The sequence below is a fragment of the Streptomyces longisporus genome (assembly GCF_039532765.1).
GTDB classification, from domain to species: Bacteria; Actinomycetota; Actinomycetes; order Streptomycetales; family Streptomycetaceae; genus Streptomyces; species Streptomyces longisporus.
Window position 1 is genome coordinate 138,910 of sequence record NZ_BAAASG010000002.1, and the last position, 21,873, is coordinate 160,782.

The 21,873-nt window shown below is 71.0% G+C and carries 17 protein-coding genes and 1 pseudogene; 9 read left to right on the forward strand and 9 right to left on the reverse strand.

Going from position 1 to position 21,873, the window contains the following annotated elements; genetic code table 11:
• Positions 1-3: 3 nt before the first annotated feature.
• The 3 genes and pseudogenes from ABD355_RS02225 to ABD355_RS44570 all read right to left on the reverse strand — a co-directional run.
• Complete coding sequence (locus ABD355_RS02225; RefSeq protein WP_344398278.1) at positions 4-924, reverse strand: NAD-dependent epimerase/dehydratase family protein; 921 nt, start codon at positions 922-924, stop codon at positions 4-6.
• A 57-nt stretch (positions 925-981) separates the two neighbouring features.
• A complete protein-coding gene (locus ABD355_RS02230; protein WP_344398279.1) occupies positions 982-1,758 on the reverse strand; it encodes a GNAT family N-acetyltransferase in 777 nt (258 codons plus the stop codon).
• Positions 1,759-2,030: 272 nt separating this feature from the next.
• Positions 2,031-2,213 (reverse strand): annotated as a pseudogene (locus tag ABD355_RS44570) (MerR family DNA-binding transcriptional regulator); the annotation flags it as partial.
• Positions 2,214-2,491: 278 nt separating this feature from the next.
• On the opposite strand from ABD355_RS44570, the gene ABD355_RS02240 reads away from it, so the two are divergent.
• Together ABD355_RS02240 and ABD355_RS02245 are read left to right on the forward strand one after the other, a co-directional pair.
• Positions 2,492-6,787, forward strand: coding sequence for an aminotransferase class I/II-fold pyridoxal phosphate-dependent enzyme (locus ABD355_RS02240; RefSeq protein ID WP_344399024.1), 4,296 nt, complete (start codon positions 2,492-2,494; stop codon positions 6,785-6,787).
• A 7-nt stretch (positions 6,788-6,794) separates the two neighbouring features.
• The gene (locus ABD355_RS02245) at positions 6,795-7,523 is read left to right on the forward strand and encodes a class I SAM-dependent methyltransferase (protein WP_344398280.1); all 729 of its coding nucleotides are present in this window, start codon (positions 6,795-6,797) and stop codon (positions 7,521-7,523) included.
• On the opposite strand, the gene ABD355_RS02250 is transcribed toward ABD355_RS02245, so the two are convergent.
• Entirely contained in the window at positions 7,520-8,374 is an 855-nt protein-coding gene (locus ABD355_RS02250) for a GNAT family N-acetyltransferase (RefSeq protein WP_344398281.1), read from the reverse strand. The two genes, ABD355_RS02245 and ABD355_RS02250, sit on opposite strands and share 4 nt — an antisense overlap.
• A 129-nt stretch (positions 8,375-8,503) precedes the next feature.
• A complete protein-coding gene (locus ABD355_RS02255; protein ID WP_344398282.1) occupies positions 8,504-9,151 on the reverse strand; it encodes a chaplin in 648 nt (215 codons plus the stop codon).
• A gap of 299 nt (positions 9,152-9,450) precedes the next feature.
• Between ABD355_RS02255 and ABD355_RS02260 the strand changes: the two genes are divergently transcribed.
• Positions 9,451-11,037 carry an alpha/beta fold hydrolase gene (locus ABD355_RS02260; RefSeq protein WP_344398283.1) on the forward strand — a complete coding sequence of 529 codons (1,587 nt, stop codon included), beginning with the start codon at positions 9,451-9,453 and terminating at the stop codon, positions 11,035-11,037.
• Positions 11,038-11,041: 4 nt separating this feature from the next.
• On the opposite strand, the gene ABD355_RS02265 is transcribed toward ABD355_RS02260, so the two are convergent.
• On the reverse strand, positions 11,042-11,467 hold the full coding sequence (locus tag ABD355_RS02265; protein WP_344398284.1) for a MarR family winged helix-turn-helix transcriptional regulator: 426 nt from the start codon (positions 11,465-11,467) through the stop codon (positions 11,042-11,044).
• Positions 11,468-11,546: 79 nt separating this feature from the next.
• Here ABD355_RS02265 and ABD355_RS02270 point away from each other — a divergent pair, with 79 nt between their 5' ends.
• The 3 genes from ABD355_RS02270 to ABD355_RS02280 all read left to right on the forward strand — a co-directional run bounded on the left by ABD355_RS02270 (position 11,547) and on the right by ABD355_RS02280 (position 13,865).
• Positions 11,547-11,969, forward strand: coding sequence for a PaaI family thioesterase (locus ABD355_RS02270; RefSeq protein ID WP_344398285.1), 423 nt, complete (start codon positions 11,547-11,549; stop codon positions 11,967-11,969).
• Positions 11,970-12,050: 81 nt separating this feature from the next.
• Entirely contained in the window at positions 12,051-13,148 is a 1,098-nt protein-coding gene (locus ABD355_RS02275; RefSeq protein WP_344398286.1) for a baeRF3 domain-containing protein, read from the forward strand.
• A 108-nt stretch (positions 13,149-13,256) separates the two neighbouring features.
• The gene (locus tag ABD355_RS02280) at positions 13,257-13,865 is read left to right on the forward strand and encodes a type 1 glutamine amidotransferase family protein (protein WP_344398287.1); all 609 of its coding nucleotides are present in this window, start codon (positions 13,257-13,259) and stop codon (positions 13,863-13,865) included.
• A gap of 18 nt (positions 13,866-13,883) precedes the next feature.
• Here the strand turns inward: ABD355_RS02280 and ABD355_RS02285 are convergent, their stop codons facing one another.
• Positions 13,884-14,297, reverse strand: a complete 414-nt coding sequence (locus ABD355_RS02285; protein ID WP_344398288.1) for an SsgA family sporulation/cell division regulator — start codon at positions 14,295-14,297, stop codon at positions 13,884-13,886.
• A 396-nt stretch (positions 14,298-14,693) separates the two neighbouring features.
• On the opposite strand from ABD355_RS02285, the gene ABD355_RS02290 reads away from it, so the two are divergent.
• Positions 14,694-16,088, forward strand: a complete 1,395-nt coding sequence (locus tag ABD355_RS02290; protein WP_344398289.1) for a PP2C family protein-serine/threonine phosphatase — start codon at positions 14,694-14,696, stop codon at positions 16,086-16,088.
• Positions 16,089-16,138: 50 nt separating this feature from the next.
• On the opposite strand, the gene ABD355_RS02295 is transcribed toward ABD355_RS02290, so the two are convergent.
• Entirely contained in the window at positions 16,139-17,629 is a 1,491-nt protein-coding gene (locus ABD355_RS02295) for a DNA-binding protein NsdB (RefSeq protein WP_344398290.1), read from the reverse strand.
• A gap of 244 nt (positions 17,630-17,873) precedes the next feature.
• On the opposite strand from ABD355_RS02295, the gene ABD355_RS02300 reads away from it, so the two are divergent.
• Both ABD355_RS02300 and ABD355_RS02305 read left to right on the forward strand, forming a co-directional pair.
• Positions 17,874-19,016: a phosphotransferase gene (locus ABD355_RS02300; protein WP_099926375.1), complete on the forward strand. Its 1,143-nt coding sequence runs from the start codon at positions 17,874-17,876 to the stop codon at positions 19,014-19,016.
• Between the two features lie 286 nt (positions 19,017-19,302).
• Positions 19,303-21,273, forward strand: coding sequence for an N-acetylmuramoyl-L-alanine amidase (locus ABD355_RS02305; RefSeq protein WP_344398291.1), 1,971 nt, complete (start codon positions 19,303-19,305; stop codon positions 21,271-21,273).
• A gap of 6 nt (positions 21,274-21,279) precedes the next feature.
• Here ABD355_RS02305 and ABD355_RS02310 read toward each other — a convergent pair whose 3' ends face one another.
• Positions 21,280-21,777: a hypothetical protein gene (locus ABD355_RS02310; protein WP_344398292.1), complete on the reverse strand. Its 498-nt coding sequence runs from the start codon at positions 21,775-21,777 to the stop codon at positions 21,280-21,282.
• Positions 21,778-21,873: the final 96 nt, after the last annotated feature.

Genomic DNA, 21,873 nt, shown 5'->3' on the forward strand with positions numbered 1-21,873 from the left:
GTATCACCGCCGGGCCGCCAGCGCGGCGAGCCCTTCGCTGCTGGACGGGTAGCGGGGCGTCCAGCCCAGTTCCCGCTCCGCCTTCGCCGAGGACACGCGCATGCTGGTCAGGAACATGGTGTGCGCGTACGACATCGGCCTGGTGAACCACAGCGGCACCGTCATCGGCCTGGGCAGACCGAACTGCTCCGCCACGCACAGGACATGGGCCCTGAACCCGAGCGGGGTGCGGTCGGTGATGTTGTACGCCTGACCGGGGCGGCCGAGTTCGACGGCGGCGGCCACCGCGCGTGCCGCGTCGGTGAGTTCGGTCCACGGCAGGACCCGGCCGTGGTCGGCGGGTGCGGGCAGCTGCCGCTTGCGCAGCATGGGCAGGATGGCGTCGGTGCCGCCGGGGCCGTAGAAGAGGCCGAAGCGCAGAGAGATGCCCGCAAGTCCGGTGGCCTCGAAGGTGAGTTGTTCCTTGATGCGCATGCCCTCGACGTGCCGTTCCAGGTCCGGCGTGGTGCCGCGCGGACCGAACGGATCGTCCTCGGTGATCACATGCTCGCCGAAGTCGCCGTAGCCGTAGCCGAAGACCATCGACTCGCTCACGAAGCGGTCGGCGCCGGTGGCCTGCGCGGCCTCCACGAGGTGCGCGGTGCCGGCGATGCGCAGGGCGTCGGTGGCATGCATGTCGCGGTGCCGCATGGGCGCCTTGCGCAGGGCGGTCGCGGCGTGGATGACGGTGTCGAAGTGCTGTCCCTCGACGGCGCGCAGCAGCGCGTCGCGATCCATGATGTCGGCCCGGACGCCGTTCGCCGGTCCCCGGCCGAGGCCGGTGACCTTGTGGCCGGCCTCGGTCAGGGCGCGGGTGATGTGACCGCCGAGGATGCCGCTGGCTCCGGCGAGGAGGATGCTCTGGTTCTTCTGGTTCGTCGTCATGACCGTGCGACGAATCGGGTGGCCGTGGATGTGACATCGCGGTCGATACGCCCCCGGCTACGGGACGTAGATGTAGGGCGTCGTCGTGGTCAGGGGCTCGAAGCCCAGCCGTTCGAGGATGGGGCGGCTCTGGCTGGAGGCATCCACCTGGAGGTAGCGGTAGCCGCGCTGCGCGGCGGCGTGGGCCCGGTGGGCGACCAGGGCACGGTAGATGCCACGTCCGCGCCAGGCCTCGACGGTGCCGCCGCCCCACAGGCCGGCGAACCGGGTGCCGGGCACGAGTTCCATACGGGCCGCGCTCACCGGCTCGTCGCCGGCAAGGGCGACGGTGGCGAGGACCGTGTCCGGCTCCCCGGTCAGCTGGGCCAGCAATTGGTGGCGCAGGCGGGAGCCGTCGGTGCCGAAGGCCTTCTCGTGCACGTGCGCCACCAGGTCGACGCCGGCCGCGTCGGTCACCGGCAGCAGACGGATGCCCTCGGGCGGCCCTGCGTCGAGGTCGAGGCCCGCCACCTCGGCGATCATCAGCGTCTCCTCGGGCTCGGGCTCGAATCCGGCGGCCCTCAGCCGCTGTCCCAGATCCACCGGCCGGTCGTGCCCGTACAGCTTCCACTCGAACCCGCGGCCAAGGCCGGAGAAGTACGCGACCTGCTCGGCGATCGCCGCGTCGGCGCCCGTCTCGTCGAGACCGGACCAGACGACGCCGTTCCAGCCGTGGGCAGAGGAGACCTGGCGGACCACGCTGCCGACCCGCTCGACGCGTGCGTCGGGGCCGTCGGGCCGGGCGCCTTCGCGCATGTCACGGTCGAAGAGGGCGAGCACCCCGGCATGATCCATGTGCTCACTCCAGCATCCGGGGGCGGCTGCGGCAACAGCTTTACGGGCTCCCCTGCGGCCGTATCGCGGCCAGGTATGCGCTCAGCCGGCCCCGGTTGCGGGCCAGGCAGTCGACGCGCCTGGATGCGGTCGAGGTGGGCCTGGAGCAGTGCGGCGGTATCGGGGGTCAGGCGCTCGGCGGGCAGCTGCAGGATCTCGTCCGGGCCGGACAGGTAGGGCAGGATCGCCCGGATCGTCTCCGTGGTCAGGCCGGAATCCAGCAGCCCGCGGATCTGCCGGACGTCCTGCACCGCGGGCTCGCCGTGGTCGCGGTAGCCGTTCTCGGTGCGGTCGGGGCTGAGCAGCCGCTGCTCCACGTAATAGCGCGGCAGTCTGGTGGGGACGCCGGTGCGGCGGGAGAGTTCGCCGGTCTTCATGGCCGCCTCCGGGGTCGACCTTGCCTTCACACAGGGCATCGCCGCCGGTTCCCTGACCGGCGGTGTGGCCCTGGAGAAGCTGGGCCCGCCGGCGTGCCTTCCCGTCCACACGGATCGCGCAGGGCCGTACGCCACGGTGGTGACCGCGCGGTGCTCGCCGAGGGAAGCGCCCGGTGGTCGCGGCTCGTTCCTCCCGAGATGCACTCGTCCGGCTGCGGTGCCTACGATCTACCAAGCCAGGACGACCAGACCAGGTGGACGGCCCGGTCTCCTCCAACGGGGGGAGGCGCTTGCCCTTGCTGCCGGCAAAGCGGCTGATGGCCGCACATATAGCGCTGGTGGCCGCCGCCACGGCCGTCTACCTGACGGTGCCCGCCGCGCGCGCCCCCGTGTGGGCCGTCATCGGCCTCTCGGGCACCGCCGCCGTGCTCATCGGCAGCAAGGTCAACCGGCCCGCACACCGCTGGCCCTGGTGGGTCCTCGCCGCCGCGCTGCTCACCTTCATCGCGGGCGACACCTACTACAACGTCGTGGAGGAGTACTTCCACGCCTCCAACCCGTTCCCCTCCCCCGCGGACGCCTCCTACCTCACCACGTATCCGCTCTTCGCCATCGGACTGTCCGGCCTGGTCCGATACCGCTGGGCGGGCCACGACCTGCCGAGCCTGCTCGACGCCCTGATCATCACCGCGGGTCTGGCGCTGCCCGTGTGGGTGTACCTGGTGCAGCCGCTCACCACGGTGGAGGGGCTGACCTGGCAGCAGCGGGCCATCAGCATCGCCTACCCCCTGGGCGATGTCCTGGTCCTGGCCCTGCTGGCACGGCTGCTGACGCCGAATCCGGTCGACCGGCACAACCGGTCGGTCCAGTACCTGGTCGTCGGGACGGTGACACTGCTCGGCTTCGACATCGCCTACGGGATCCTGCAGCTCAACGAGACCTGGCAGGCGGGCACGGTGCTGGACTCGGGCTGGATCGTCTTCTACACCGCCTGGGGCCAGGCCGCACTGCACCCGGACATGGTGCAGCTGACCGCCGCCCTGCCCCAGCAGGGCTCCCTGCTGCCGCCGTCGCGGCGGCTGGTGATGCTGGCCGTGGTGACGCTCATCGCGCCGGGAATCCTGCTGTACGAGGGGCTCAAGCGCTCGGCGCACGACGCGTCCGTGATCGCCGCCTTCTCCGGTGTGCTCTTCCTGCTGGTGATCCTGCGGCTGGCAGGGATGGTGGTGGCCCACCGCAAGGCGGTGACGCGGGAACTGGCGCTGCGCAGGGCGGCCGCCTCGCTGGTCTCGGCGGTCCGGCAGCAGGAGGTCGCCCGCTCCTGCGAGGCCGCGGTCGACCGGCTCCTGGGCACCATGGTCGGCCACCGGACCCTGCTGCTGCCCGCCGAACGCGCGCCGGATCTGGCCCCGTATCACGCGCAGATCGTGCACGCCCGCGACCTGGGTACGGACACCGGCACAGAGCTCGACGACGAGGCAACCGTCCTGGTCTGCCTCATGATCCCGCCCGACCGCCCGTACGGAGACGTCCCCGGCGTCCTGCTGGTCGCCGGGCCGGCCGAGACGCTCAACGAGACACGGGGCTCGATGGAGATCCTGGCCTCGCACGCAGGCCTCGCCATGGAGCGCATCGCCCTGCGCCAGGAGATCGTCAGCCGGGAGAGCGAGGCGTACTTCCGCACGCTGGTGCGCAACACCTCGGACGTCATCCTCATCGTCGAGGACGACAACACCATCCGGTACGCCAGCCCGTCGGCGGCGACCGTCTTCGGCACCAACGACGTGGTCGGCGAATCGCTGCCCGACCTCGTCGACCCGCGGGACCGGCACCGTGCGGCGCGGGAACTGACGGCCGTGCGCGACACCGGGCCGCGCGCCACCCACGACCACTGGTGGGTACGCCACCGGGCGGGCCGCGTCGAGGTGGAGGTGCGGTGCAGCGACTTCCGGGACGAGCGGACCGTGGCCGGGCTCGTCGTCACCCTGCGCGATGTGACCGAGCAGCGCCGGCTGGCGCACGAGCTGACCCAGCGGGCCTTCCACGACTCGCTGACCGGCCTGCCCAACCGCACGCTGCTGCTCGAACGGATCGAACGCGCCCTGCTGCGCGGCCGCCGCGAGTCGTCCATGACCTGTCTGCTCTTCATCGACCTGGACGACTTCAAGCAGGTCAACGACACGCTCGGGCACTCGGCCGGCGACCACCTGCTGATCGCCGTCGGCGACCGCCTCTCCAAGACGCTGCGGCGCACCGACACCGCGGCCCGGCTCGGCGGCGACGAGTTCGCCGTCCTGATGGAGGACGCCCGTGAACCGCTGGACGCTGAGCTGCTGGCCGCCCAGGTGATCCAGACGCTGACCCGGCCGTTCGCCCTCGCCGACGAGTCGGTCACGGTCTCCGCCAGCGTGGGGGTGGCCACGGCCCGCGACAGCACGGACGCGGAGGAGCTGCTCAGCCACGCCGACCTCGCGCTGTACGCGGCGAAGTCGGCCGGTAAGCGGCAGTGGCGGCGCTTCCAGCCGCTGCTGCACACCCGCATGGTGGAGCGGCACGACCTGCAGAGCAGGCTCGCCCAGGCGGTCGCCGGCCACGAGTTCGCCCTGCGCTACCAGCCGGTCGTGGACATCTCCGCGGGCGAGGTCGTCGGCTTCGAGGCGCTGGTGCGCTGGCCGAAGGCACCCCACCGGCCCGTCACACCCGAGCAGTTCATCTCGCTGGCCGAGGAGACCGGGCACATCGGGGTGCTGGGGGCGTGGGTCCTGGAGAACGCGGTCAGCGACATCGTGGGACTGCAGCAGCTGCCCGGCCCCGTCAGCCCGCCGTACGTCAGTGTGAACGTGTCCGCCCGCCAGTTCCGCGACGTGGGCTTCCTGGACCAGGTGGGCCAGGCGCTGCGCACGCCGGGCCTGGCCCCCGGTTCGCTGCAGCTGGAGCTCACCGAGACGGTGCTGCTGCGCCGCGACACCCAGATCCAGTCGGTGCTGCGCTCCCTGAAGGAACTGGGCGTGCACATCGCGGTCGACGACTTCGGGACGGGCTTCTCCTCGCTGCGCTATCTGCGGGACTTCCCCATCGACGCGCTGAAGATCGACAAGACGTTCATCGACGACATCGCGCGCGACGCGCAGCAGGTCGCGCTCGTCGAGGGCATCGTGCGGATCGCCGACACCCTGGGCCTGCAGGTGATCGCCGAGGGGATCGAGGACGCGGCGCAGCGCGATCTGCTGGCCGGCATGGGCTGCCGGTTCGGGCAGGGCTATCTGTTCGCCAAGCCGATGACGGTGGAGCAGAGCGAGCGCGTGCTGCGCGAGAGCGAGGGCCGCTGCTACGCGCCCGTCGACGGCGCCACCAGGAAGGTGACCGTACCTGCGGCACGGCCCGCGTCCCGGGAGCGGCGGGCGGCACTGTGGGCGGACCTCGAACACCTGCGGCGCACCAGCCCGATGAGCGACGCCGTGCTGGACGAGGTGCGGGGCAGGCACATCCGCAGCCGTGGCCACTGGCTGGTCGACTTCGCGTCCTGCAACTACCTCGGCTTCGACTGGGACCCGGAGATCATCGACTCCGTGGAGCCCGCCCTGCGGCGCTGGGGCACGCACCCCAGCTGGTCGCGGCTGCTGGGCAGCCCCCGCCTGTACCCGGAGATCGAGGCACGGCTCGCGGACCTGCTGGGCGCGCCGGACACCCTGCTGCTGCCCACGCTGACCTTGATCCACGCCTCGACGATCCCGGTGCTGGCCGAGGGCGGCCATGTGTTCGTGGAGTCGACGGCGCACCGGACGGTGTACGACGGCTGCGTGGTGGCCCGCGGCCAGGGCGCCACCCTGCACCGCTTCCACGCGGAACGCCCCGACGAACTGGAGACCCTGCTGGACTCGGTACCCGCGGGCCTGCCGCGACTGGTGTGCCTGGACGGCGTGAACAGCATGACCGGCAACATTCCCGACCTGCCCACGCTGGCCGCGGTCTGCCGCGCCGGGGGTGCCACGCTCTATGTGGACGACGCGCACGGCTTCGGGGTGCTCGGGGACCGCGGCCCGGAGGAGCTGTGCCCCTACGGCTCGCGCGGCAACGGCGTCGTACGGCACACCGGCGAGTCGTACGACGGGATCGTCCTGGCCGCCGGTTTCTCGAAGGCGTACTCGTCGCTGCTCGCCTTCCTCGCGCTGCCCACCGAGCTGAAGAACCGGCTGAAGACGGCCGCGGGGCCCTATCTGTACTCGGGTCCCTCGCCGACGGCCTCCCTGGCCACGGCACTGGCCGGGCTGGAGGTCAACGACCGCCGTGGGGACGTGCTGCGCGCCGAGCTGTACCGCAGGACCGCGCGGGTGCTGGATCACCTCGACGGACTGGACGTCAGGACGCTGAACACGGACCGGCTGCCGATCATCGAGATCCCGCTGGCGAACGCGGACGACCTCGACGCGGTCGGGGCGTTCCTGTGGGAGGAGGGCATCTACGTGACGCTGGCCGCCTACCCGCTGGTGCCGCGGGACCGGGTGGGCTTCCGGATCCAGATCACGGCACTGAACTCGGACGAGGACATCGAGCGGCTGAACGGCACCCTGACCCGGCTGGCCGCGCGGTTCCCGCTGAGGGCGAAGGTCTGAGACGGCCATGAAGACGCACAACGACGACGTCGACTGGGACCGTTGGCCGGTCGCGGACTACCTCGCGGAGAACTACCGCGATCTGCACCCCTCCGACGCGGCGGTCATCACCCACCACTCGGCGTTCTACCGCCGCTTCCCTCCGGGCAGCATCGAGCGCTCGGTGGAGTTCGGGGCCGGACCCAACCTGTATCCGCTGATCCTCGCGGCCGCCGCGAGCCGCCGGATCGAGGCCGTCGACGCAGGGGCGAGCAACATCGCCTATCTGGAGCGCCAGATCCAGTGCGGCCCGGACGCCAGCTGGCTGCCGTTCCACGCGCTGTGCCGACGCCTCAACCCCGATCTGCCGGGCACGCTGGCCGGGGCGCTCGCGCAGGTCAACGTCGTCCACGCGGACGTCAGGGAGCTGGAGCCGGCCGGGTACGAGCTGGCGTCCATGCACTTCGTCGCCGAGGGCGCCACCGAGGACTACGCGGAGTTCACGGACTTCTGCCGTGCCTTCGTCCGCTGCGTGGTCCCCGGCGGGCACCTGGTGGCCGCCTTCATGGAGAACATGCCCACCTACCGCATCGGGCCGGTGTCGCGCTGGCCGGGCTGCCCCGTCGACCCGGACACGGTGACCAGGGTGTTCACCCCCATGACCCGCGACCTGTCCGTCAGCCGCGTCGACGCCGACCCGACCCTGCCGGACTACGGGGACTCGGGGATGGTGCTGCTCACGGCGGTGGCGCGTTAGCCGAGTTCCAGTGTGGTGACACCGAAGACGCGGTCCTGGGCGTAGGGGCGCACCGGACCCGTGTACATGCGGGCCGTCTCGAAGGAGGGGGTGAGGCCTGCCCGTTCGGCCAGGGCGATGCCGGGCGCGTTGGTCTCGGGCACGTCCACGGCGACCTCGCTTCCGGCCGCCTCGGCGGTCAGGGCGGTGAACAGGGCCTGGGCGTCCTCGGGGGTGTCGGCGAAGAGCGGGCCGATGCGGAGCGAGTCGTGGCCGGGGCGGATCACTCCGTAGCCGGTGACGCGGTCGCCGGTGCGGCGGACGAGGGCACGGTGTCCGGTGCCGGTGAGCCAGTGGGCCAGGAAGCGGGGGCGGTCGGCCGGGTAGCAGGCGCTGTCGTAGGCGGTGAGGTCGGCGAGGTCGGTCTGCTGCACATGGTGCACGTCGGCCGGGGCCTCGGCCGCGGGGGCGGTTCCGGTGAACCGGACGGTGCGGTGGGCGAGTTCGAATCCGGATCGGCGGTAGTTGTCCTGCTGGGCCACCACCCCGTCGAGACCGATGGTGCGGCTGCCCGCATGGGCCAGCGCGGTCTTCCAGGTGGTGAGGCCGTGGCCGCGGCCGCGCAGGTCGGGCCGGACGAGGTAGCAGCCGAGGAAGGCGTAGTGGGGGCCGTAGTTGACGACGGAGATCGCCGACACCGGTTCACCGTCGATCCGGCCGAGGAAGAAGCCGTCGGGATCCTGCGCGAAGAACGCCGCTTCGTCGGCCGCTCCCGGGTTCCATCCCTCGTCCGCGGCCCATCCGCTGATCACCGGCCAGTCCTCGGGTCCGGCCTGGGTGACGACGAGGTCTTCGAGGGCAGCGGAGGTCATGCGTGCGCTCCATTCCGTGAGGGGTACGGCGGACGAGGGGGCGCGGTGATCGACCGCGCCCCGCAGCATCCTTGCGGATCTTGCGGGGCGCGTCACGGTGTGATTGAGCCGTTGGCCGTCCGGGCGGGCTCAGCGCTGCGGGCGTGGGCGGAAGCGGCGGCGGAGGGCGGCTCCGCCCAGCACCAGGGCGGCGCTCGCCACGGCGGCGGGCAGTGCCGGGTCGGTGCCGGTGTGGGCGAGGGATGCCGGCGCCTGCCGTGGTGCGGCGTGCCGGGCGGTCGCGGGCTGCGGATGCGCCCTGACCGGTGCGGGCTTGGTGCAGTGGTGGGTGTGGCCGCCGGAGGCGTTCGCGGACCGGTTGCCTTCGGCCGCGTCGCCGATGCCGACCACGTCGGCCGTGTTCCCGCTGACGTTGACCGGGGCGTGGACCGGGAGCTGGATCGTGTTGCCGGAGATCACGCCGGGCGAATCCTTTCCGCTGCCGTGGGCCGCGCTGCCACCGGTGGAGGAGCCGCCCGCGGTGTGCCTGCCGCCCGCGCTCTGGTTGCTGCAGCTGTTGCCCACGGCCGGATTGAGGAGCCCCACCACGTTCACGGTGTTCCCGCACACGTTGACCGGGACGTGCACCGGGAGCTGGACGGTGTTGCCGGAGATCACGCCCGGCGAGTCGGCGGACGCGCCGTCCGCCGTGGCTCCGGCATACGCCGGAACCGTCAAGGCCATCGCTCCCGAGGCAGCGGCGACGGCGATCACACCGTTTCGGGTAACCCTTCTCATAGGTTCCCTGCCTTCCAGACATGGTCGCGGGCACCTACCCGCGCCGGAGAAGCGGGCACTGGCCCGCACCGGATAGAACGCGAGGGAAACCATCCGAGTTATGGCTTATCGGGCTTTCACTCCATCGAGCGGCCCGGTTGTCGAACGGGCGGCAAAGACGGCCGTATCCGCGGGGAAAGTGCGCACGATAAGGCATCCTGCGCGGTCCCGCTCGTCCGGAGGCGCACCCTGCGGCATCCGCTTATCGTGATCGAGGGCGCCGTTCTCCCGGTCCCCGGCGGGCGCCCCGGGAGGCATTGATGCTGGTCAAGCTGTCAACGCGGCCCGCTGTCCGGCGCTTCGCCGTCACCGGAGCCGTAGGCCTGTCCCTGCTGGCCGCAGGGCTGCCCACGGCGGCATCGGACGGCACCGGGCCCGACCTGTCGCGGTTCTACCGGCAGAAGCTCACCTGGTCCGGGTGCGAGGGCGAGGACATGCCCAAGGACCTTCAGTGCGCCAAGGTCACCGTCCCCCTCGACTACGCCAGCCCGAAGGCCGGTACGCTCGACCTGGCCCTCGCCCGCTACCGGGCGACGGGCAAGAAGAGGGGTTCGGTGCTGCTGAACTTCGGCGGCCCCGGCGCCGGAGGCGTCAGCCAACTCGCCTCCGGCGGTGAGGACTTCATGAGGCTCACCAACGGCTACGACGTGGTGACCTTCGATCCGCGCGGGGTCGGCAGGTCCTCGCCGGTCAGCTGCGGAGACGGCTCCGAGGAGGCCTCGGCCGCGGCCGACGGGATGGCGGAGAGCAACGATCCGCGGGCCGTGCTGCGGCAGCTGAAGGAGGCGGCCGCCGAGTGCGCGAAGCACTCGGGTCCGGTGCTCCCCCACATCGGCACGGTGAACGCCGCCCGCGACCTGGACGTGATGCGTGCGGCGCTCGGCGACAAGAAGCTCAACTACCTCGGCTTCTCCTACGGAACCCGGCTCGGCGCCGTGTACGCGGCCGAATTCCCCAAGAAGGTCGGGCGGTTGGTCCTCGACGGAGTGGACACGCTGACCGAACCGATGTCCGAGCAGGGAGTGGCGGGCGCCGAGGGGCAGCAGACGGCCCTGGACGACTTCATCAGCTGGTGCACCAAGGACATCGCCTGTCCGTTCGGCCAGGATCCGCGCGCCGCCCGTCAACAGGTCGTCCAGCTCGTCGGCTCCCTCGACAAGGACCCGTTGCCGACGGACTTCGGCCCGGAATTCACCGGGCAGGATCTCGTGGGGGCGATCAGCCAGGCGCTCTACAGCAAGGACCTGTGGCCGTCGCTGGAACGCGCGATCGCCCAACTGGTCGAGGACGGCGACGCGCGCGGGGTGCTGGGTTTCTCGTCCGGCGGGGCCGCGCTCCCCTTCCGGCGGCACTCCGGGGGCGGGCTGGTCGACGAGAACGACGTCCCGCTCGACAACCTTCCTGCGGCGCTGATGGCGATCAACTGCGCGGACGATCCCGATCGCCCCGGCGCCGACCAGATCGTCAAGGACCTCGGCCGACTGCGCGCCGAGTATGAGCAGGCCTCCCCGGTCTTCGGCCGCTACCGCCTCACCGAACTGCTGATGTGCTACGGCCGCCCCAAGGGCACCGATTTCATCCGCGACCGTGTGCACGACGTCCACACCCCGAAGATGCTTCTCGTCGGCACCCGCGGCGATCCGGCGACGCCGTACCGCTGGACCGTGGAGACGGCGAAGCGGCTGGGCTCCTCGGCCGTGGTGCTCGACAACAAGGGCGAGGGCCACACCGGTTACGCGTCCTCCAAGTGCGTTCAGGGCAAGGTCGACGACTTCCTGCTCTACGGCAGCCTGCCGCCCACCGGCAGCTCGTGCGGTCCGGAGGACGACGAGACCCCGGCCACCTGACGTGTCAGCTCTGCCAGCCGGCGAGCCGCTGCAGTGCCCCCGCCGTCCGTACGAACCCGTCCTCGCCGAGCAGCGCCCGCAGCTGCGCGTTCACACGGTCGACCTCCGGCTGTGCGGCGCGCAGGGCGGCGACACCTGCCGCGGTCAACTCCAGCCTCACGGCCCGGTGTTCATGGAGATGCGGCTGCTTGAGCAGGAGACCCGCCGCGGTGAGCCGTCCGACAAGCGCCGTGACGGCGGAATCCCGCAGGCCGAGGATGCGGGCCAAGTCCTGCTGGGTGAGCCCTGGCTGGTCCTGTACGGCGAACAGCGCGCCGAGCTGGGCGGTGGTGACGCCGGCGGCGGCCAGACAGCGGCGGTCGACCGTCGTGCGCAGCTGGTGCGCCGCCCGCTGCAGCAGGAAGTAAAGACGCTGATCAGGCTCGGACATGGGCCGATCTTGACAGACGGCATGAGCCCGCGCCACTCTCACTTCACTAGTGAAGTGAACTGAAGAGGTGAGCTGAGCGATGGATCTGGACCTGGCCCGCAAGGTCCTGGCGGAGCAGCCTTTCAGCAGACTGCTGGGCGCCCGGGTGACGGAGTTCGGGGACGGCGAGGCCACCCTCGAGCTGGACATCCGCGAGGAGCTGCTCCAGCAGTACGGCTTCGTGCACGGCGGGGTGCTCTCCTACGCGGCCGACAACACGCTGACGCTCGCGGCGGGCACCGTCGCGGGCGCGGGGCTGATCACGTCCGGGTTCACCATCGACTATCTGCGCCCCGCCATCGGCGAAATCCTGCGCGCGCACGGCCAGGTGGTGCGGGCCGGCCGCACCCGGGTCGTCACCCGCTGCGACCTGATCACGATCGACGCCGACGGGGCGCAGACCCTGTGCGCCGTGGCACAGGGGAACATCGCCGTGATCGAGCCGAACGGCGAGCAGCGGTAGACGGGAAGCCGGAATTGTTCTGATTGCCCAGCATCGCCGCCCCTAATGCCCTTTGAGGGAAACGGCCCTATCGTGCTTGGTATGGAGCACGATCTGAGTCCCTCAACCCTCTCCGAGCTCCGGCGCCCGCGCGCCTATCCGGCCGTGTCGGTGCTGACGCCCACACACCGCCGGGAGCCCGAAAACGCCCAGGATCCGGTCCGGCTGCGCAATGTGGTGGCCGAGGCCAAGAAGCAACTGGAGTCCGATCCCGCGGTGACCCGCGAACGGCGCTCCGAGGTGGTCCGTCAGCTCGACCAGGCCCTTCAGGAGGTGGATCTGGCGCATGCCGAGGACGGCCTGGTGATCTTCGCAGCCCCTGGTGAGCACCAGGTCTGGTCGCTCGCCCGCACGGTGCCGGAGCGCGTGGTGCTCTCGGACACCTTCCTGACCCGCAACCTCGTCTCCGCCCACGCAGCCGAACGGCCGTTCTGGGTCCTGTCGGTCTCCTCCGACCGGGTCACCCTGTGGAGCGGCGGCACCGACCGCGTCACGGAGGACCGGGCCGGCGGATTCCCCATGACCAGGCGCCCGGTGAACTTCGACGCCGAGCGGCAGGAGCGCATCGGCGACATGCCGAGCACCTTCCGCGACGAGGACACCCGCCACTTCCTGCGGGAGGCCGACGCCGCGATGGGCATGGTCCTGCGCGAACAGCCGCGGCCGCTGTACGTCACGGGCGAGCAGGCGGCCCTGTCCGCCATGGACGAGGTCGGCAGCGTGACCAAGGAGGCGGTGCATGTGCCGCACGGCGGTCTCGCACACGGCACGCCCGACGCCGTGTGGCAGGCGGTACGGCCGAAGGTCGCCGCCGAGGCCCGCAGAAGCACCGAGGCCGTGGCCCGGGAACTCGAATCGGCCCGCGGCCGCAAGGCGTTCGCCGCGGGTGTCGACGAGGTCTGGCAGAGCGCCCGCGAGGGCCGTGTACGGCTGCTCGCGGTGGAGGAGAACTACCGCGTGACGGTACGCGACGTGCTCGACGGCCATCTGATCCCGGCCGAGAGCGACGATCTGGACTCCCGCGAGGACATCGTGGACGAGATCGTCGAACAGTGCCTGGAGACGGGCGCGGACGTCCGCTTCGTCCCGGACGGGATGCTGGGCGACGCCCACGGGATCGCAGGAATCCTGCGCTACTGAACCTCACCCGCCTCACGGCGGGCCACCGCTCGCGGATTGGCCCGCGACCCGGGCACGGCACCGCTGGGAGACTGCGAGCTCCTGGTGCCGTGCCTCGAGGAGATGTTCATGCAGGTCGCCGTGGTCACCTTTGACGGGTTCAACGAACTGGACAGTTTCATCGCCTCCGCGCTGATCAACCGGTGCCGTAAGGACGGCCTGGAGGCCTTCATCACGACGCCCGCGCCGGTGGTCGCCTCCATGAACGGCATCGAGGTGACCGGCCAGCGCCCCTTGGAGTTCGTGACCGAAGCCGACGTCGTACTGATCGGCAGCGGGGTGAAGACGCGGGACGTGCTCGCCGACGACCGGCTGATCTCCCGGCTGCCGCTCGACCCCGCACGGCAGTTGATCGGTGCCCAGTGTTCGGGCGCACTGGTGCTCGCCCGGCTCGGGCTGCTGGCTTCCATGCCCGCCTGCACGGACAGGACGAGCCGGCCCTTCGTCGAGGCCTGCGGCGTACCCGTGCTGGACGCGCCGTTCCATGCCGCGGGGAACATCGCCACGGCGGGCGGCTGTCTGGCCTCGCAGTATCTCGCCACCTGGGTCATCACCCGCACCCTCGGGGAGGACGCCGCGCGCGGCGTCCTCGACTACGTGGCCCCGGTCGGCGAGAACGAGCAGAGCGTCGAACGAGCCCTGCGTGCCGTCCGCGCGGGCGAGGCCGCACTGCGCTGACGGCCCGCGAACCGGCCCTCAGACATTGCCGAACAGCGAGTTCAGCCCCTCCTCGACGGCCGCGCCGACGTCCTCCTGCCCGGCCGCCACCACGGCGTACGTACGCAGCAGGAACCGGCGCAGGGCCGCGGTGTCGAACTGCAGCAGGGCCAGGCCGTAGGGAGAGTGCAGCTCCATGACGGTACGGGCCTGCCCGCATGGCCAGATGTGCACGTCGCCGTTGCCGGCGGGACGGCGCAGTCCCTCTTCCAGCAGGGCCCGGCCGAAGGTCCAGGTGACTCCTGTGCCGTCCAGGGAGACCTCGGGCGGAAATTCGAGGTGCACGGCCAACGGGTCCGTGGCGGCATAGCGCAGCGTCGCGGGAACCGGGAGCTCCCGCTCGTCGGCGGTGATCAGACGGCCGCGGGCGGGCTGCTCGAGGGTGAGGTCCATGGTCGGTCTCCACTGCGGTCGGAGGTCGGCCGGATTTCCGGTGTGCTTGTACGACCCCGCAGGAGGCGTTTGCATTACGTGGAAGCGCTTGCGAATTTATGTGACCTGCGTCACTCGGCGAGACATAGAACAAGTGGCCGTCGAACGCGCGGCTGAACGCGCATCCGAAATTCACAACAACCCTTCAAATCACGTACGCTGCCTACGACTTGACCGGCCTGCGACGTACGCCTTTCGCACCGCACGACCACTCCGTGAAGACTGTGGCATATGCCAGAAGCACCACCGTATCGTGTGTTGCCAAATCCCTTACGGGGCGTCGCGGGCTGTGCCACAGTCGTAACGGTCCTTCAAGCCGCCTGCCCCGGTCGTACCGTCCCCGCATCGGAGTGCGTCATGCCGTCCCACCTCTCTGCGGATCACCCAGCCGCCCAGCCGCCAGGACGCGGCTCGGTCGAGGCGCTGATATCGCAGACGCGGCGCCTCAAGGGCGATGTGGACGCCGTACGGCAGGACGCCCGCGGCGACGGCTCGGACCCGCAGGAGCGGTGGCAGCGGGCGCTGTGCGACCTGGCACTGCACCAACTCAGCGACCTCGACACCCACTTGGGGCAGCTGCGCGACGGCCCGCCGCCCGTGCCCTGCGCACCCCGGCACGACTCACTGCTCAGCCGGGTCGGCAGCGCCGAGTGGAACCTGCTGACGGACGAGGCGACCTGGTCGGGCGAGCTCTACCAGATCCTGGGCCGCGACCCCGCCACCCCCGCACTCACCCTCGACGAACTGCCCTCCCTGGTACTGGACGAGGACCGCGCGAAGCTGACGGCGATGGTCACGGACTGCCTCGTCGACGCCAAGCCCATCGACGGCGAGTTCCGCATCGTGCGCCCGGACGACGAGGTGCGCACGGTGCACATGATGGGCGAGCCCGTGCTCGACACTGACGGCAGCACCGCCTCGATGTGGGCCGTACTGCGGGACGTCAGCGAACTGCGCCGCAGCCAGAAGGCGGTGAGCGAGACCCGTGACTCGCTGCAGCGCCACCAGCACCGCGCGCAGACCGAGCACCGGCTCGCGGTCGAGCTGCAGGAGGCCGTGCTGCCGCCATGGCGCGGCTCCCTGCGGCTCCCGCAGCAACGGCCCGAGACACTGGACCTGGCGGCGCACCATCTGCCGTCCTCGACCAGTGCCCTGATCGGCGGCGACTGGTACGACGCGCTCGAACTGCCCGACGGCCAGACCCTGCTCAGCGTCGGCGACCTCACCGGACACGGCGTGGCCGTCGCCTCGGGCATGGCGACGCTGCTGGGCGCCGTACGCGGCATGGCGATGGCCGGCACCGAGCCCGGGCAACTGATGTCCTGGCTGAACCAGTTACTCGACGCCACCGTGCAACCCGCCCTCGGCACCGCCGTCTGCTGCCGCTACCGCCCCGAGACCCGCACCCTGACCTGGGCACAGGCAGCACACCCCGCCCCGCTGCTGTTCCGCAACGGGACGGGGCGCAGGCTGCATGCACCGAACGGCGTCCTGCTCGGCGCGAGCTCGCAGGCCTCCTACCAGCAGGCGGAGGAGACCCTCGAGCCGGGCGACCTGCTCCTGCTGCACACCGACGGGCTGGTGCCCGGGCGCAGGAGCAAGGAGACCGTGAGCGGGGAACAACTCCTCGATCTGGCCCCCCGCTTCGGCGAGGCAGCGACCGCGCAGGACTGCGTACGGATGGTCGTGGAGGAGTACGGCGAGGCCGACCGCGAGAACGATGCGTGCCTGCTCGTCGCCAAGGTGAGGTGAACCGCCCGGGTGACCCGGTGAGATGAAGCAGCGAAAGCTGCACAGGCCCCCTATGCCCGTGCGCTGTTGCCGCCCTTCGCCGTCCTGGGCAACGCGAGTTTGATCTCCTCCCGCAGCTCGTTGATCTTCGGGTAGCTGGAGTACTCGGCGGTGAGCCGGTACATCTGGCGCAGCCGGTCCCAGGTGCGGTGGGAGGAGTTGGATCCCATCGACATCAGAGCGAGGCGTGCATAGCGGTCGGCCTGTTCGGGGTCGTCGGCGATGAAGCACGCCGACGCCATGGACAGGAAGTCGAAGATCTTCGACCGCTGCCGTCCGTCGACCCTGAGCGCCAGCGCCTTCTCCGCGTAGTGCTGGGCGTGCACGGCCGCTCCCGGCTCGTGCTCGGCCAGGGTGCGGTAGGCCAGGGCCTGCATGCCGTACAGGTCCTCCTCCTTGAACATCTGCATCCAGCTCGGCGGCGGCACATCGCCCCGGTCGGAGACGAAGAGATCCTCCGCCCGACCGAGGGTGCGGCGCATCGCCTGGCCCTTGCCCATGGAGGCCTGCGCCCAGGCCTCGATGGTGTAGAGCATCGCCCGGGTGCGCGGCAGCACCTCGTCGCCGGAGCCGGACTGGGCGAGCTTCATCAGGTCCAGTGCGTCGTCGGGCCGGCCCAGGTGCACCATCTGGCGCGCCGCCCGGGAGAGTGCCTCTCCGGCGCGGGGCCGGTCGCCGCCCTCTCTTGCGGCATGGGCGGCGATGACGAAGTACTTCTGGGCGGTGGGCTCCAGGCCGACGTCGTGCGACATCCAGCCCGCGAGGACGGCGAGATTGGCGGCGACGCCCCACAGGCGTCGCTGGAGATGGTCGGGGTGACGGTAGGCGAGCATGCCGCCCACCTCGTTGAGCTGGCCCACGACTGCCTTGCGCTGCAGCCCGCCGCCGCGGGCGGCGTCCCAGGCCCGGAACACCTCGACCGAGCGCTCCAGTTCCTCGATCTCCTGCGACCCGATGGGGGCTGCCTCATAGCGGTCGAACCCGGCGGGGTCGGCGTGCAGGGGATTGTCGAAGTCGGGAGCGTCGGCGGAGAGGGTCGGATCGGTGTGCAGCCAGTCGTACATGGCGCTGCTGAGTGCGGATCCTGCGGTGAGCGCGACACCCGCGCCCACCAAGCCGCGTCGGTTGAGCATGAGGTCCATTCCCGTGAATTCGGTGAGGACCGCCGCGGTCCGCTCGGGCGCCCACGGCACACCGTCGGGATGTTCCACACTCCCGGCGTCCTGCCGTTTCCCCGCACGCCCGTGCCGGACCAGACCGAGGTCCTCGATGGTCACGACACGGCCGAGACGCTCGGTGAACAGAGCCGCCAGCACCCGCGGCACCGGATCGCGCGGGATCTCTCCCATGTCGATCCAACGCCGCACGCGGGAGGTGTCGGTCGACAGCTGGGGGTGGCCCATGGCCGCCGCCTGCCGGTTGACCAGCCTCGCGAGTTCACCCTTGGACCAGCCGGCCAGGCCGAACAGGTCCGCAAGGCGGGTGTTGGGTTGTCCGCTCACGTCAAGCCCCCAGGTTCTCGGCTGAGTTGACAGTAGCCCGGTGCAAGTTGCCGGGCGACTATTCGCCAGGGTTCGCCAGGGTTCGCCAGATGGTGTGCCACTGGGCATCGGGTGTCAGGTAGGAAAGCGCCACCCCGACCCGGTCGCCTTCTGGAACAAGGGATGCATTCCCCAGGGTGCACCCGGGGCGCCGGGCCGGGCAGCGCATTGTCGTCGCAGGCACACGAAGGGATCTGTTTCGCCCATGTACGCAGCATCGTCCTCCGTGTCCGCCCCGCCCCGGTCGCTGCATTCCCGCCCGGCGGGCAGCGGCCCCTACCTCGATCCCGCCGCGCGTCCGGCGGCCCCCGCGCTCGGCGCGGCCCGGACGCGGCGCGTGCCGGGTCTCGGCACCCAACCGCTCAGCGGGAGACTCGACTTGTCCGGCCCCCAGGGCGCCCAGCTGCGCACGGCGATCGCGTCGGTGCACCGGATCTGTCCCGAGTTCGCTCCGGTGCAGGTGCTGCGCCGCAGCGGCCGGTCCGTGCTCCTGGTCGGTACGACGGGGCGCAGCACGGCCGTCGCCAAGTGTTTACTGGACCACTCCCCCGCATGGGCCGAGCGGATCCGCCATGAAATAGCGGCATACCGCTCGTTCGTCCGGCACCGCCCTCCGGTTCGGGTGCCGAGGCTGATCGCGGCGGACCCGGACAACTGCACACTGGTCATCGAGCGGATGCCCGGACGGGTCGCGGCACTGCAGCGGCACCCGGTCGAGGCACCGCCGCGGGCGGACATCAGGGCGGCCCTCGGCGCGATCTGCCGACTGAACGCGTGGCGGCCGCCGGCGGGCACCTTCGACGCCCCGCTCGACTACGCGGCCCGTATCTCCCGCTACCACGAACTGGGACTGCTCACCGACCGCGACATGGGCGACCTGCAGAAGCTGCTGCACGGCATCGCGCACTCGGCGGGCCGGCAGGGCATGGGCCAGTTCTGCCACGGCGACGCACTGCTCTCGAACATCCTGCTCTCACCGGCCGGTCCAGTGCTGGTGGACTGGGAGCACGCGGGCTGGTACCTGCCGGGCTACGACCTGGCGACGCTGTGGTCGGTGCTCGGCGACGCCCCGGTGGCCCGCCGTCAGATCAGCCAGATCGCGCAGTCGGCGGGCCCGGCCTCGCGGGATGCGTTCCTGGTGAACCTGATGCTCGTGCTGACCCGTGAGATCCGTACCTACGAAACGGCCGTGCAGCGTTCGATGCACGACACGACCCCGGCGGCACCGGGAGTGGCCCACCCGGGTGCTGCGCCGTCCGGCGAGGAACAGCGGCTGCTGCTCAGGCGGCTGCACGACGACTGCCAGCTGGCCCGTCGGGCCGTTCGCGCGGCGGTCGGCACTCGCTGACGGGGACGAAGGTCCGCGGTGCGCCAGGACGGCGTACCGCGGACCTTCGTATGTCCGCACCCGTGCGGCAGACCTTCCGGAAAAGTCTGCGCGCAGGGCCATTGGTGTAAGCCACTGACGCCCCGCAGGCCCGCACACCGTCGCCGGGAAAGTCCTCCACGCTCGTGTTGACATGGGAAATCTCCTGCCTCTGGGCATGATTGACGGATCGTCGGCCAGCGGGTACCACTGACCCACCGCTCGGCCCTGCACGCCCCGCCACGCTCGTTCGTCCCAGGAGGCTGCATTGCGAGGATCTGCCACCGACCTCACGTCCGCACCCGGCCACAGACGCGCCCGCAGAACCGCCGGCGCTCTCGCCGCGGCGGCCCTGCTGCTGCCGCTGCTCGGCGCGGCCCCGTCCGACGCCCGGCCCGCCGAGGACCGGCTGCAACAGGCGTTCGCCTCGGCGTCCGCCGAGTACCACGTGCCGCAGAGCGTGCTGCTGGGCGTGTCGTATCTGCAGTCCCGATGGGACGCGCACGGGGGCGCGCCGAGCGTGTCGGGCGGTTACGGCCCGATGCACCTCACCGATGCCCATACGGCGATCGCCCGCACCGCGCGCCATAGCGACGGCACGGGGGACGCCCGCGGGGACACCGCCCGCGCCGCCCTGCACCCGGACACCAAGGTGCCGGAGAACTCCGAACTCCCGCCCCGGCTCAAGACGTTGCCGAAGGCGGCCGGCTTGACCGGGCTGAGCGCCGAGCGGCTTCGTACGGACCCGGCCGCCAATGTGGCGGGCGGTGCCGCGCTGCTGGCCGCCGAGCAGAAGGAGCTGGGCGAGCCGCTCAGCGCGGACCCGGCGCAGTGGTACGGGGCGGTGGCCCGTTTCTCGGGGGCGGACGACACCTCGACGGCGGCGGCCTACGCGAACGACGTGTACGAGGTGATGCGCACCGGCGAGCAGCGCACCACGGACGCCGGGGAGCACGTCGTCCTGACCGCCCAGCCGGACCTCGCCCCCGACACCGCGCAGCTGGAGAAGTCCGGCCTGCGCACCGTCTCGGCGGACGGCACGGAATGCCCGAAGTCGGTGTCCTGCCAGTGGATCCCGGCGCCGTACGAGGAGTTCGGGGACAACGACTACGGCAACCACGACCTGGGCGACCGGCCCGCCTCGCAGAGCATCAGATACATCGTCGTCCACGACACCGAAGGCACCTGGGACGGGGTCCTGAAGCTGGTCCAGGACCCCACCTACGTGTCGTGGAACTACACCCTGCGTTCCACGGACGGTCTGATCGCCCAGCACGTCAAGGCCAAGGACGTGGCCTGGCACGCGGGCAACTGGTACATCAACGCCAAGTCGATCGGCCTGGAGCACGAGGGCTTCCTCGCCGCGCCCGACGCCTGGTACACGGAGGCGATGTACCGCGCCTCGGCGCGCCTGGTGCGGTATCTGGCGGCGAAGTACGGCATCCCGCTGAACCGGCAGCACATCCTCGGCCACGACAATGTGCCGGGCCCGACGACGTCGACCATCCCGGGCATGCACACCGACCCCGGCCCGTTCTGGGACTGGCGGCACTACTTCGAGCTGCTGGGCCATCCCTTCCGGAAGACCGCGGGCAAGAGCGGCGGACTGGTGACGATCCGGCCCGACTACGAGGCCAACCAGCCGGAGTACACGGGCTGCGTCACCAAGGACGAGCCCTGCGCGGTGCACGGCTCCAGCGAGGTGCGGCTGTACTCCGATCACGACGAGCGCTCGGCCCTGATCAAGGACGTGGGTCTGCACAAGAACGCCGACTCGACGATCGACGTCAATGACGTGGGCTCCCGTGCCTCCACCGGCCAGCAGTTCGCGGTGGCGGGCCACTACCGCGACTGGACGGCGATCTGGTATCTGGGTCAGAAGGCCTGGTTCAAGAACCCCAGGAAGCACCCGACTGCGGTGGACGCGTCTGGTTACGTGGTCACGCCGAAGCCGGGTCTGGACAGCGTGGCGGTGTACGGGCGGGCCTACCCGGAGGCCTCGGCCTACCCGGCCGAGGTGCCCGCGCAGGCGGTGTCGCCGCTGCCGTACACACTGCCGAAGGGGCAGAAGTACGTGGTCGGCGACAAGGTGCCGGGCGAGTACTACTACGCGGTCACCTTCACCACCGACTCGCACCGGGTCGTGGTCGGCAAGGACCTCTACTACGAGATCCAGTTCGGACACCGGGTGGCGTTCGTACGGGCCGCGGACGTGCAGGTGGTGCGGTCCCGCCGGTAGCCGGTGTCAGCCCTGCTGGAACAGCTCCGCCGGGAGCGGCTTCAGCAGGGCGTACAGGTCGTCGGTGATGGGGCGGTCCCAGGCGGCGATGGTCACCAGGACGTTGTCACTGCGGTCGAACTGCACGCAGGAGATGCGGGTCTCGGAGAGCTTGAGGCGGCGCACGATCAGGAGGTTGTCGCCCTGCATGACCGGCATGTCCTCGACCCCGACGACGCTCACCTCCTCCTCGTTCTCCAGCGCGAGCAGCAGCTGGGCCACCTCGAAGGGGATCTCGTCCTCGGCGGTCTCGCGGGCCGGGGAGCCCTCGGGCAGATTGCCGATGATCATCGCGGGGCCGCGGCCGCCGAACAGGTCGTAGCGCAGGAAGACGCCCTGACAGGTGCCGTCGGGGGCGGGCAGCAGGCCGGCGCCCAGATTGCCGGGCCAGTCGCCCGGGTCCATGGCCAGGACGTCGAAGTCGGGCCCGGCGGGGGTGGCGCTGCGGCGGCGGAGGAACGACATGCCGCCAATGGTACGTGGACCCTGGCGGTTGGTGGGGCGGGGGCGGTCGTGGTTCGGGGGCGGGTCGCTGAGCAGTTTCCTCCAGATCAAGCCCTC